The sequence below is a fragment of the Allobosea sp. 05L423 genome (genome assembly GCF_056397745.1).
Map to the genome: position 1 here is coordinate 1 of NZ_JBFTOA010000025.1, position 12,230 is coordinate 12,230.

11 protein-coding genes are annotated in these 12,230 nt (G+C 67.5%); 3 read left to right on the forward strand and 8 right to left on the reverse strand.

What is annotated here, in order from left to right; all coding sequences use genetic code 11:
- Window positions 1-2,791: aminotransferase class III-fold pyridoxal phosphate-dependent enzyme (locus tag AC1DNE_RS27555; protein ID WP_476841291.1), on the forward strand; the 2,791-nt coding region annotated here is incomplete at its 5' end.
- A gap of 28 nt (window positions 2,792-2,819) precedes the next feature.
- Here the strand turns inward: AC1DNE_RS27555 and AC1DNE_RS27560 are convergent.
- The 7 genes from AC1DNE_RS27560 to AC1DNE_RS27590 all read right to left on the reverse strand — a co-directional run bounded on the left by AC1DNE_RS27560 (window position 2,820) and on the right by AC1DNE_RS27590 (window position 9,595).
- A complete protein-coding gene (locus AC1DNE_RS27560; protein WP_476767030.1) occupies window positions 2,820-3,851 on the reverse strand; it encodes an amino acid ABC transporter permease in 1,032 nt (343 codons plus the stop codon).
- A gap of 65 nt (window positions 3,852-3,916) precedes the next feature.
- Window positions 3,917-5,110, reverse strand: a complete 1,194-nt coding sequence (locus AC1DNE_RS27565) for an ABC transporter permease subunit (RefSeq protein WP_476767029.1) — start codon at window positions 5,108-5,110, stop codon at window positions 3,917-3,919.
- The gene (locus AC1DNE_RS27570) at window positions 5,107-5,649 is read right to left on the reverse strand and encodes a protein-tyrosine phosphatase family protein (RefSeq protein ID WP_476767028.1); all 543 of its coding nucleotides are present in this window, start codon (window positions 5,647-5,649) and stop codon (window positions 5,107-5,109) included. Before AC1DNE_RS27570 ends, AC1DNE_RS27565 begins: the two co-directional genes overlap by 4 nt.
- Before the next feature lie 11 nt (window positions 5,650-5,660).
- On the reverse strand, window positions 5,661-6,287 hold the full coding sequence (locus tag AC1DNE_RS27575; protein WP_476841292.1) for a GntR family transcriptional regulator: 627 nt from the start codon (window positions 6,285-6,287) through the stop codon (window positions 5,661-5,663).
- Window positions 6,288-6,289: 2 nt separating this feature from the next.
- Window positions 6,290-6,892, reverse strand: a complete 603-nt coding sequence (locus AC1DNE_RS27580; protein ID WP_476767026.1) for a protein-tyrosine phosphatase family protein — start codon at window positions 6,890-6,892, stop codon at window positions 6,290-6,292.
- A 51-nt stretch (window positions 6,893-6,943) separates the two neighbouring features.
- Window positions 6,944-7,987 (reverse strand): transporter substrate-binding domain-containing protein, encoded by a 1,044-nt coding sequence (locus AC1DNE_RS27585; RefSeq protein WP_476767025.1) that lies wholly within the window; start codon window positions 7,985-7,987, stop codon window positions 6,944-6,946.
- Window positions 7,988-8,362: 375 nt separating this feature from the next.
- Window positions 8,363-9,595, reverse strand: coding sequence for a benzoate/H(+) symporter BenE family transporter (locus tag AC1DNE_RS27590; RefSeq protein WP_476841293.1), 1,233 nt, complete (start codon window positions 9,593-9,595; stop codon window positions 8,363-8,365).
- A gap of 112 nt (window positions 9,596-9,707) precedes the next feature.
- Here AC1DNE_RS27590 and pdxR point away from each other — a divergent pair, with 112 nt between their 5' ends.
- The gene (gene pdxR, locus AC1DNE_RS27595) at window positions 9,708-11,198 is read left to right on the forward strand and encodes a MocR-like pyridoxine biosynthesis transcription factor PdxR (RefSeq protein ID WP_476767032.1); all 1,491 of its coding nucleotides are present in this window, start codon (window positions 9,708-9,710) and stop codon (window positions 11,196-11,198) included.
- A gap of 70 nt (window positions 11,199-11,268) precedes the next feature.
- A complete protein-coding gene (locus tag AC1DNE_RS27600) occupies window positions 11,269-11,715 on the forward strand; it encodes a PaaI family thioesterase (protein WP_441472228.1) in 447 nt (148 codons plus the stop codon).
- Between the two features lie 121 nt (window positions 11,716-11,836).
- On the opposite strand, the gene AC1DNE_RS27605 is transcribed toward AC1DNE_RS27600, so the two are convergent.
- Window positions 11,837-11,980: a hypothetical protein gene (locus tag AC1DNE_RS27605; protein ID WP_441472229.1), complete on the reverse strand. Its 144-nt coding sequence runs from the start codon at window positions 11,978-11,980 to the stop codon at window positions 11,837-11,839.
- Window positions 11,981-12,230 lie beyond the last annotated feature (250 nt).

Genomic DNA, 12,230 nt, shown 5'->3' on the forward strand with positions numbered 1-12,230 from the left:
CCTCCTCCTCCCCGCGGAGGGCAAGCGCTTCTGGCAGAACGTGGCGGATGCTGAGGGTCAGCAGCGCATGGTCTGGGTCCAGCGCGCCTTTCAGGGCATCCCGATGGGTGAAGCCGGGCCGCAGCCGCCGGCCGTCCTCGCCGAGCTCGGCGCGCTGACCGCGCGGCTCGACCGTGCACTCCGCGATTTCAAGGTCACCGCCGCGCCGGATGCCGCGAAGTGGGACCTGACGCAGGCCGGCTGGATCAAGCCGCATCTCGACGTGCTCGCAGGCTCGCGCCGCACGCTCGTGGCGGAAGTCGTCGCCGCCTTCGAGGCCCTCAAGCCCGCGCTCGACACGCTGCCGCGGCAGACCATCCATAACGACCTCAACGACTTCAATATCCTCGTCGAGCCGCGCCTCGGCGAGCCCACCCGCATCAGCGGCCTGATCGACTTCGGCGACATGACCAATGGCCCGCGGGTCTGCGAGATCGCCATCGCCGCGGCCTACGCCATCCTCGACCACGAGGCGCCCGAGGCCGCGCTCGCCGCCTTCGTCGCCGGCTATCACGCCGTCTCGGCCCTGAGCGCCGAGGAGATCGGGTTGATCTGGCCGCTCCTGCGCATGCGGCTCGCGGTCAGCGTCGTGAACTCGACGATTCAAGCCAAGGACCGCCCGAACGACGCCTATGTCACGATCTCGCAAGGCCCCGCCTGGCGTCTGCTCGAAAACCCCGCCATCGACGGCGAATTGACGGGCGCCCGCCTGCGCAATGCCTGCGGCCTGCCCGTCACCGCCGCCGCCGGCCGTATCGCGAGCTGGATCGCCGGGCAGCGCGGCAATTTCGCGCCGGTGCTCGGCCATCAGCTCGATGATCTCCCGGTCGGCTCGCTCGGCGTGGCCGAGGCCACCATCCCGCAGAACCCCTTCAGCATGCGCGCCGACGAGGCCCGCAACCTCGGTGCGGCCATCGGCATCACCCAGGAATGGTGGCTCGGCCAGTATGGCGAGCCGCGGCTGGTCTATACCGACAAGGCCTTCCGCAAGGGGCGCTGGCTCGCCTCGAACCGTCGCACCATCCATATGGCCGTCGATGTCTTCGGCCCCGCCGGCGAGCCGGTCCGCGCGCCGCTGGCCGGCCGCGTCGCGCTGGCGGAGAACCGCAAGGGCCATCTCGACTATGGCGGCGTCGTCATCCTCGAGCACCGCACGCCCGCGGGCGATGTCTTCCACACGCTCTACGGCCATCTCGCTGCGGACGGCGCCGCGAAGCTGAAGCCAGGCCAGGAGATCGCCGCAGGCGAGGCCTTCGCCAGGCTCGGCCCGGCCGAGGAGAACGGCGGCTGGGAGCCGCATCTGCACTTCCAGCTCGCGCTGACGCTGGACGGCATGGGCCATGATTGGCCCGGCGTCGCCGATCCCGACGACTGGGCACTCTGGCAGGCGATCTGCCCGAACCCCGCCGCCCTGCTCAACCTGCCCGACGACGTCGTCGCCTACCAGGCGATCGACGAGGACGCCCTGCTGGCCGAGCGCAAGGCCCGCTTCGGCGCGAACCTGAAGCTCAGCTACAAGCGCCCGGTCACCTTCCTGCGCGGCTGGCGCCACCATCTCTTCGACGCGATGGGCCGGCCCTATCTCGACGCCTACAACAACGTGCCCCATGTCGGGCATGCCCATCCGCGCATCCGGGCCGTCGCGATGGACCAGCTCGCGCGGATGAACTCGAACACGCGCTATCTGCACCCGGCACCGATGGCGCTGGCCGAGCGGCTGACCGCGAAGCTGCCAGGGGAGTTGGAGGTCTGCTTCTTCGTCAATTCCGGGTCGGAGGCGAACGAGCTGGCGCTGCGCCTCGCCCGCGCCGCCAGCGGCGGCTACGACATCGTCACGCCCGATCACGGCTATCACGGCAACACCACCGGCGCGATCGACATCTCCGCCTACAAGTTCAACAAGCCGAACATGGGCGGCCGCAAGCCCTGGGTGCAACTCGTCGACGTCGCCGACGATTATCGCGGCCGCTTCCGCCGCGACGATCCCGACCGGGCGCTGCACTATGCCAAGCAGGTCGACGGCGCGCTCAACGCCATCGCGGAACGTGGCGGCAAGGTCGCCGGCTTCATCGCCGAGACCTTCCCGAGCGTCGGCGGCCAGATCATCCCGCCGCCCGGCTATCTCGCGGCTGTCTACGAGCGCATCCGTGCCGCCGGCGGCATCTGCATCGCCGACGAGGTCCAGACGGGTCTCGGCCGCCTCGGCGACCATTATTTCGGCTTCGAGCAGCAGGCGGTGCGGCCGGACATCGTCGTGCTCGGCAAGCCGCTCGGCAACGGCCACCCGATCGGCGCGGTCACCACCACCCGCGCCATCGCCGAGCGCTTCGCCGAAGGCCCGGAGTATTTCTCGACCTTCGGCGGTTCGAACCTGTCCTGCCGCATCGCCTCCGAGGTGCTCGACATCGTCGAGGAGGAAGGTCTCTCGGCCAATGCCAAGGCGATGGGCGACAAGCTGCTCGCGGGCATGCGCGAGCTGATGGCGGACTATCCTTGCGTCGGCGACGTGCGCGGCATCGGCCTCTTCCTCGGGCTGGAGCTGGTCACGGATCGCGAGACGTTGGAGCCTGCGACCGACGCGGCAGCCCATGTCATGAACCGCCTGCGCGACATGCGCATCCTCGTCGGGCGCGAAGGCCCGGCCGACAACATCCTCAAGATCCGCCCGCCGCTCACGGTCGGCGCCGATGACGTCGAGATGATCCTCGACCGCCTCAGGATCTGCCTGCGCGAGGTCGAGGCCGCGCGCTGAAGGCGGCTCAGCTGGCAGGTCTGCATCGCTATCGCCGGCGGCCGGAGCTCTTGGCCGCCAGCCGCCTGCCGACCCAGGACAGATAGGAACAGGACAACAGGAACCAGGCGCCGACGAAGACATAGGCTTCCAGCGCCTGGTGGCCCCAGGCCACATCGCTGAACGCCATCTTGGCGGTGGCGTTGAGATCGTGGAGCCCCAGCACGACGACGAGCGACGTGTCCTTGTAGGCGCCGATCGTGCTGTTCACCAGGGCCGGCATCGAGCGCTCGATCGCCTGCGGCAGCAGCACCCGGCGGGCGGTCGCCCAGAAGCCGAGGCCCAGCGAGGACGCCGCTTCATGCTGCCCTGCGGGCAAGGCGAGCAGCCCGCTGCGCACATCCTCGGCCAGGTAGGCGCCGTGAAACAGGACCAGCGCCACCAGCACCGCCGCGATCGGGCCGATGACCATGGTCTTGGGCAAGGTCAGCGGAAGGACGAAGACACCGACGAAGAGAAGCGTGACCATCGGCACGCCGCGCATGGACTCGACGAAAAGGCCGGCCATCCGCTTCAGCAGGCGATGTCGCGTCTGGTAGCGTGCAAGCGCGAGCAGGATGCCGAGTGGGAACGCCAGCGCCAGCGCGATCGCAGACAGCATCAGGAGCAGCGGCAACCCGTTCCAGCGCGTGGCGTCGACAGGGGCTAGCCGGAGCACTCCTCCGCCCATCAGCAGGAAACTCGCCAGAATGCCGGCGCCCCAGAGGCCGGCCAGGGTGCTCGCCTTCGGCCAGCGCCCGCTCACTGCCATCCAGCCCGTCCCGCCCGATAGCGCCAGCAGGATCGCCGAGACGAGGGCAGGGCGCCATTGCTCGTCGAACGGATAGGTCCCGAAGAGCATGAAGCGTGTCTTCTCGGCCCAGAACGGCCAGCACGCGCCGGTGGCCGCAGCGCATCGGGCGGCCTCGCCCCAGGGAGGAACCGCGGCAAGGATGAGCCAGCGCAGCATAGTCCAGCCGAGCCACAGAGCCAGCCCGGCGCTCGCCGCCGAAAGCAGCGCGGCGCCCGGCCTTGCGATCACGCCGGCGATCCATCGGGCCGGCCGCGGGGGCGCCGATCTGGGTGTCGCTGCCGGAAGGGTGATGCTCATCGGGCCCCCCGTCCTTCGCGGGCACGGATCCGGTCGCTCCACCGGTTCAGGACCCCGGTGAGGCCGAGGCAAAGCAGCAGATAGAGCGCCATGGTGATCAGCATGAGCTCCAGCGGCCGGAACGTCTGGTTGATGGCGGTGCCGCTGACGGACATCAGGTCCGAATAGCCGACGGCGATCGAGATCGACGTGTTCTTGAGCAGGTTGGCGAACTGGCTGTTCAGCGGCGGAATGACGGTCCGCAGCACCTGCGGGACGACCACAAGGCGGATGGTGCGGCCGCGTGTCAGGCCGAGGGCCGCGGCGGCTTCCGTCTGGCCCGTCGGCACCGCCTCGATGCCGCCGCGCAGGACCTCGGCGATCTGTGCGCCATGGTAGAGCGCCAAAGTGACGACCACCGCGCAGAACTGGATCGAAATGCCGACGCCACCCTCCACCGCGAAGCCGGCAAGCACTGGCCGGCTAAGCTGCAGCGGCGCCTGCAACAGCAGCGCGAGGCCGGCCGGAACCACGAGGAAGAGTGCAAGCAGAACCGGCATGACCGGCGGCCGCTTCCCGGTCGCGGCCTGTCGCCGCCCCGCACGGCGCATCCAGAGCGTCGCCATCGTCGCGGCAAGCAGGAGCGACAGAACGAGCCAGATGCCGTTGCGCGGATCGGCGGCCAGCCAGGGGAAATAGATCGCCCTGTTGGAGATGAGCACAGGCCCCAGCACGATCGCGCGCCGGAGCGTCGGCAATCCGTTGACCGCGACGACGAACAGAACCAGCAGGATGAGGATCTTCGGCAGGTTGCGGAAGAGCTCGACATAGGCGAGCGCCAACAGCCGCGCGAGCGGGCTTGGCCCGACGGAAACCAGGCCGACCGCCAACCCCACCACGCAGGCGACGATGAGGCTGACCGCCGAGACGAATAGCGTGTTGACAAGCCCGGCGAGGATGGCCCGGAGATAGCTGTCCTCGGCGTTGTAGGGGATCAGGCTTTCGCTGAGATCGAAGCCGGCCTGCTGCCAGAGAAAGCCGAAGCCCGGCTGCATGCCGGCAGCCGTCATGTTGGCGCGGACATTGATGGCGATGAAGGCGAGGACGAGAAGCAGTCCGCCTCCAATGAGGCAGTCGACCACGGGAAACGGGCGTTTCACCCGGGGAGGGCCGAGCGCGGGTGATGCGCCGCCGATGCTGGCGGAGCTCATGGTCGGCCCGTCCTGTCGATGCCGGAGAGTGCGGGACGTCGCATGCCTGCGGCAAGGCGGCAGACCAACTCCCTCTGGATCTCCGTTTCCGGCCCCGAGCCGGCCGCGGCGATGGCCGCCTTCGCTTCTTCCAGCCCCAGGCCGAGCGCGACGAGGATGCAGATGCCGACCATGCCGGTTCGCCCGATCCCGGCAGCGCAATGCAGGAACAGGCTCTGCCCCTGCAACAGGTCGCGGGCCGCCCGGTCGACGAGCGAGCGCAGCCCCTCTTCGTCCTCGGGAATGCCGAAATCGCTGATCGGAAACCCCGTCACGGCAATGGCGACGCCAGGCTGGAGGGCTGCGTAGTCCGGCGATTTCCGCGCGACCTCCTCCGGAGGCGCCAGGCAGATGATGCGGCTCACCTTCGCCTCGGCCAGCGCTTCGAGATCCTCGCGCAGCGGCCGTTGCCGGCCGGGCATGGGGCCGAGCCAGAGTGCGCCCGCGACGGCCGGCGGTAATCCTGCGCGGCGCAGGAACTGCGCCTGGGCGGTGCTCATCTCCTGCTCCGTCAATCCAGCGGTGCCTCGGCGGCGAGGCAATCGAGGACATCCCCCGGCGTCGCCGCCCGCTCCAGCAGAGCAATGGTGCTCTCCAGCCCGGCAAAGGCCGCTGCGGCGTCGTTCCGCACGGCTTGCATCCGCCAGCGGATGACACGCCAATGCATCGCGGCATGAGCTTCCGAGGCGATGGGGTCCCTGATGAGGCCGGACGCCAGTTCGAGCATCTGCGTGCGGATCTCGAAATAGCTTCCTTCCGGATCCGGCCCCGGGCTTCGCGCAAGCCCGGCAATCGTGCCTGCGAGGACACGGGCCGGGACGTCCAGTTTCGGTGCCGCGCAGCGCCGGCATAGCTGGAGCACGTCGGCGAGCATGGCGAAGTGCAGCCTCCGCTCGGCTGGCTGCAGCGGGCTGACCACCGTGCCGATGCCGGAGCGCGTCTCGAGCAGATGTTCGAAGGCCAGCCGCTGCAGGACTTGCCGGATCGGCGTCCGGCTGACGCCGAACTCTTGCGCCAGCTTGCCTTCGTGCAGCATGATGGAGGTCTCCGGGTCTTCGCGGCAGATCCGGAACCGGAGGGTCTGCAGCATCTCCTCGGCGCGCGCCGGAGCGGATCTCGGTGCCAGTTGTAGCGCCACGTTCAGAATTCCTCGTCTTGATCCCGCAGGAACAGGCTTCCGCCGGTCCGCGACTGTACCCAGGCTTCCTGGACCGGGCTTTCGACCGAGTCCGGAAAGGCGTTTCGAAGCCGGCCGAGCGCCTCGGGCGGCGTCAGCCCCTTCCAGCAGAGGATGGCGGCGGCGACCGTCCCGCTCCGCCCCGCGCCGTAGAGACAGCAGAGGGCGAGCGAGCGGCCGGCCGCCATCTGGCGGTCCGCCATCGTCTCGATCCGCCGCCACGCCCGCAACCACGGCGCGCCGGGCGCTTCGTAGTCCTCGATCGGCAACGCGATCAGAGCGATGCCTGCTTCCCTGGCCCTCTGCTTCAGCAGCCTGCGCAGGCCGGCAGGGCATTCGTCGTCGCGAACCAGCAGGACGAAGAGCGCCGTGTCGAGGTGCCCGAGCTCCGACAGGGTCTCCGCGAGCGACTCAGGGTCGACCCAGCCACGGCCGCGATGGTCGATCGAGAGCCCGGGCACGCCGAGCGTGACGAGCCGGCCGCCGCCCGGGCAATCCACGACCGCCCGGATGGAAACGACGGACTCGATGTACTCGTCCGGCATCGCATCGCTCGGCTGGACCAAGCGCGTTCTCCCTCGTGTGGCCGCCCCGAGACAGCCGCCTTGGCATGCAGCTTATCGGATCGGATAGGCGTACATCAGGCCGCCATTGCGCACTGACGCATTCTGGGTGCCTTCCCGCTTCAGCTTGAACGGCGTTGCCGGTCCCAGATTGCGGTCGAAAACCTCGCCGTAGGAGCCGACCTGCTTGACGACCTGATAGGCCCAGTCGGCCGGGAGCTTGAGCTTGGCGGCCATGTCCGCCGCCGCGCCGTCCTTCGCGAACAGGCGCTGTACTGCCTTGGGCTGCTTGCCGAGATCGGCGACCGCCTTGTCGACGTTCCCGGAATTGATGCCGAGCTCGTCGGCGTTGAGCATGGCGGCGAAAGCCCAGCGCACCGCCTTCTGGAGCTCGTCATCGGGCTGGGTCACGAGCGTCAGCGGCTCGGCCGAGATCACCTCGGGCAGGATCTCGTAGCTGTCCGGGTCCTTGGCGAGCTGGCGGTCGGCCGCGAGCGCCGTCAGGTCGGAAGCATAGGCATCGCACTTGCCGGCATAGAACGCCTGCAGGCGCGCAGTCTTATCGGCGATGTTCTCGATCTTGTAGGCCATGCCCTGCGCGGCATACCAATCGGCGATGTTGAGCAGCGTCGTCGAGCCGTCCTCGGCGCAGATGGTCGCGCCCTTCAGCTCCTTGGCGGACTTCACGCCGAGCGACTTCGAGACCATGAAGCCCTGCCCGTCGTAGAAGGTCGTCGCCACGAAGGCGAGGCCGGGATCGGCCGAGCGCGTGCCGGTCTCGGTGATCGAGCGTGAAGCCATATGGGCCTGCCGCGAGACGAGGCTCTTCAGAGCATCCGAAAAGCCGACTCCGCGGATATCGGCCTTGCTCGCGTCACCGAGGATCGCCGCCGCCGCCATCCGGCAGAAATCGGCGTTGAAGCCGCGGAACACGCCCTTGCTGTCGGGGATCGAGAAACCCGGTGCGCTCGGGCTGACGAGGCAGATCAGCTTCCCGCTCGACTTGATCTCGTCGAGCACCGGGCCGGCCTTGGCCGTCGAAAGCTGGAGCAGCGACGCGGCGCAAACCAACGCTGCCGCGAGAGAAGGGCGGATCATGGCGTTCCTCCGGTGACGATTATCGTTATACTTGTATACAGGTAGGCACTAAGGCAGCCAGCTGCGCCTCTGTCAAGCAGTGGAAGGCGCGGTCTGCGCGCCGGGCCGGCGCCAAACGCGTCTATTGGCAGACACGCGAAGCAACGCGCCTGCGCGCAAGCTCTATGGCGACGTTGCCCTGTGCCCGGGCTGCATCGTCTATCGCAAGGATCTGGCCTGCTCACGGGGCCGTGCCCCTCCCGGGAGAGAGCGACCTCATCGGGCCGCTATCTCCCGAGGCTCCGCAGTGCGCCTCTCGATCGGCGAAATATCCTCGTCCTGACCGACGCGAGGAACGTCACCGGTTCCGGCGCTGGGCAGGCGGGTGGGCGGTCGTCACTTTGCGGCAGCCTCGCGCCTGGCCGGCCCGTTCCGTTGACTGCGCAGCAGGCCGCCGTTCAGAACGAGATGGGCGACGAGCCCGGCGACCAGGCCCCAGAACGCCCCGCCGATCCCGAGCAGTTTGATGTTCGCAGCCGAGGCCAGGAAGGTGATGAGCGCGGCTTCGCGGGACGCCGGATCGGCCATCGCTCCCGCGAGGCTGCCACCGATCGTGCCGAGCAGCGCGAGGCCGGCCAGCGTGGTGATGAAGGTCGCCGGGAAGGCCATGAAGACGGCGGCGAGCGTGACGCCGAACACCCCGACGAGCACATAGAAGCAGCCGGCCGCGATGCCAGCGATCCAGCGCTTCGACGGGTCTTCGTGAGCCTCCTTGCCCGTGGCGATCGCGGCCGTGATCGCCGCAATGTTGAAGGCGTGGGAACCGAACGGGGCCATGGCGAGCGAGCCGAGACCCGTCACGGTGACGATCGGATTGGCGCTGGTCTTGAAGCCGTCGTTTCGCAGCACCAGCATCCCCGGCATGTATTGGCCGGTCAGCGTGATGACGAACAGCGGCAGCGCGACGGACAGCAGCGCATCCAGCGAGAACGCCGGCATGGTAAAGACGGGAGCTGCGAACGCCAGCTTGAGTCCGGACAGATCCACCCGACCCTGCATGAGCAAGAAGGTCAGCCCGATAAGCAGGATGCCGACCACGGCGTAGCGCGCGGAGAAGCGCTTCAGCACGACATAGGCGATGACCAGCAAGCCGACGAGCAGCGGATCGACGCTCGCGCCGCCGAACGCACCGATGCCGAATTGGAGCAAGATGCCGGCCAGCAGGCCTGAGGCGATACCCGGCGGAATCAGCCGGATGACCTTCTCGAAATAGCCGGATAGCCCGAGCGCGACGAAGGCCGCCGCCGAGAGCATATAGGCGCCGACGGCCTCGGCGTAGGGTGTGGTGCCGAGCGCTGCGACGAGGAAAGCCGCTGCAGGCGTCGACCAGGCCGTGATGATCGGCTCGCGATAGCGCCAGCTCAGGAAGAGACCCGTCAGCCCCACGCCGATCGAAACCGACCAGACCCAGGAGGCCGTCAGCTCAGGACTCAGCCCCGCGACCTTCGCCGCCTGGAAGACCAGGATGAAGGTGCCTCCATAGTTGACGATGACGGAGATCAGGCCGGCGACGACAGGATGGGGCAGGTCGTTCAAGCGAATGGGTGAAGATGCGGCGCGGGACGACATGATCCTGAAAAATCTCCTGAAGCTCGGGACGCAGGGCCAACAAGTCGGATTGACACATAGTCAAACAATGGCCCGATGTTCCCATCCATTTTATTCGAGGGGATCAGACCATTTGTTCAGGCACTCTCAACTGGAAACGGTGAAGGCGGGGATGGCCCACCCCGCTCATGCGGCGATGCCGCTCCATGCGCGGATCCAGCGGGCCATCCGGCAATTGATTATCGATGGCGCGCTTGGACCGGGAAAACCCCTTCCGGCCTCGCGCGCGCTCGCAAAATCGCTGGGTGTGTCGCGCGATACGATCGAAGCGGCCTACGCCCGGCTCCATGCCGAAGGCTTCATCGATCGCCGCGTCGGGAGCGGCAGCTTCGTGGCCGAGATGACGGAGTTCACGCCCGGCCATCGCCTGTCCCAGCGGGATGCGCTGCTGCGCCACCAGGCTCCGAACCTCAGCAAGCGCGGCAACGCCATGTTCCGCAGCGGCGGGGTACACGACACGCTGTCGCCCCGGCCCTTCTCGCCCGGCGTGCCGGAAACCCGCACCTTTCCTCTTCAGCTCTGGGAGAGGCTGGAACGGCAGGTGCGCAGGGAGATCGGCCCCCAGGCACTGGCTCACGGTGATCCGCAGGGAACCGAGCCGCTGCGCCGCGCCATCGCCGATTACGTGAACCTGGAGCGCGGCGCGCGCGCCACGGCCGACCGGGTGCTTGTCCTCACCAGTTCGCAGCAGGCCATGATGTTGTGCGCGAGCATGTTGCTCGATCCCGGCGACGGGATCTTCATCGAGAACCCGGCTTATCACGGCGCGCGCAAGGCGTTCGACGCGGCGGGCCTCGAATGCGTCCCAATCCGGGTCGACCGGCAAGGGATCGTCGTCGAGCAGATTCTGGCCCAGCCGCGCAAGGCGAAAGCCGTTTCCCTGACGCCTTCCCACCAGTTTCCGACCGGTGCGACGCTGGCGCTGGACCGCCGTCTGGCCCTGATCGAATGGGCGGCCAGGCATCAGGCATGGATTATCGAGGACGACTACGACAGCGAATTCCACTATGCCGGCAAGCCGACGGCCTGCGTACAGGGGCTCGATCCCCACGACCGGACGATCTACATCGGCACCTTCACCAAGTCGCTCTTTCCGGGCCTGCGGATCGGCTATGTCGTGCTGCCGCCGCAACTCGTGAAGCCGATGACCATCGCGCGCACTCTCCTCGACGGGCATTCCGCCCCGATGGCGCAACTGACGCTGGCCCGCTTCATGGAGGGAGGGCATTTTGGCGCCTATGTCCGCACCATGCGCGGCATCTATGCGCAGCGGCTCGATGCGCTTGTCGATCTCGTCCAGAAGCACCTGTCGGATTTTGTCGAGCCGCGCATTCCCATCGGCGGGCTGCAAATGCCCTGCCTGCTGACATGCGATCTATCCGAACGTGCTGCCATCGATGCTGGGCGGCGTGCCGGGATCGAGCTTCTGGGATTGTCCGCCCTTCACGCCACGGGTGATGCCGAGGCCGGCTTCCTGATGGGCTTTGCCGGCTCGACGCCCGCCGAGACCGAAATCGCAGTCAAGAAACTGGCGAATGCATTTCGGACAGTGGCGAAACTATAATGGCGGCTCAATCACGCCCGGTTTCCAGCCGAATGGCTGCATGTCACGCTGCACTGCGGAGGACATTCAAATGAACGACGAGTTGGCGCGGGTTGATCAACGAATTCGGACCAGCTTCGCCAAGCAGGGGCTCATGGGCGCGCTCGGCGCAGTCGTGACGAGTGTCGCACCGGGACAGGTCGTGATCGAACTGGTGCCCAAACCGGAAATCTCCCAACAGCACGGCTTTGTTCACGCAGGTGCAGTCAGCGCCATTGCGGACAGCGCGGCGGGCTATGCCGCCCTCAGCACGATGCCGATGGACCGCGGGGTGCTCACCACCGAGTTCAAGATCAATCTCCTGGCGCCGGCGACCGGCGAGCGCATCATCGCGCGTGGCAAGGTCGTCAAGGCGGGGCGCACGCTGACGCTGGCCCAGACTGAGGTCTTTGCAGCGAAAGACGGAAATGAGCGATTGATTGCCCTGCTCACGGCAACTCTTATGGCCATCGAAGGCCGGGACGGCATCGCCGACTAGAGGGGGCCTCCCGCCCAAGCGAGGTATTCGCAGCGCCGGGCGCCTTGACTCTTGCTACTCCCCGGCCCGCCGAAGCCAGCGTGGCCAAGATGCGTGCGCGACAACTGACCCCGGCCGAATGTCAGATGCCCCTTCCACCGCGCCGCAACCACGGTACCCAGTCCCACCATTGATTCATTGCCGCAACCGGGTCGTCGGCGGTGTCGATCGGCTGAACAAATGAAGATGCTTCGGGTTGACGGTCGCCTGCATCCGGCTTGGACATGCCAGCTTCCCCGCTCCAAGGCGCCGCGGTCCATCCCTCTGCCGAAAACGCAATAACAACTCCGGCCACAATCAGGCCAAGAGCTGAGACGAATAGAAGGATCATATCAGGTACCGACCTCTCGAAAACGGAACGAATCCAAGCCGGTCGTGTTCCGCGTGATCGGATGATGGCGCTGCGTCGTCATGCTTGGCTTTCGGTCCACGGCGAACTGGCCAGCCCTCCACGCCGTCGCATGCAATGCAATGAG

Coding starts and splice junctions, on each gene's coding strand:
- AC1DNE_RS27565 (WP_476767029.1), bottom strand. CDS start 5,110: ATGAGCTCCGCCAGCATCGGCGGCGCATCACCCGCGCTCGGCCCTCCC.
- AC1DNE_RS27600 (WP_441472228.1), top strand. CDS start 11,269: ATGAACGACGAGTTGGCGCGGGTTGATCAACGAATTCGGACCAGCTTC.
- AC1DNE_RS27570 (WP_476767028.1), bottom strand. CDS start 5,649: ATGAGCACCGCCCAGGCGCAGTTCCTGCGCCGCGCAGGATTACCGCCG.
- AC1DNE_RS27605 (WP_441472229.1), bottom strand. CDS start 11,980: ATGTCCAAGCCGGATGCAGGCGACCGTCAACCCGAAGCATCTTCATTT.
- AC1DNE_RS27585 (WP_476767025.1), bottom strand. CDS start 7,987: ATGATCCGCCCTTCTCTCGCGGCAGCGTTGGTTTGCGCCGCGTCGCTG.
- AC1DNE_RS27590 (WP_476841293.1), bottom strand. CDS start 9,595: ATGTCGTCCCGCGCCGCATCTTCACCCATTCGCTTGAACGACCTGCCC.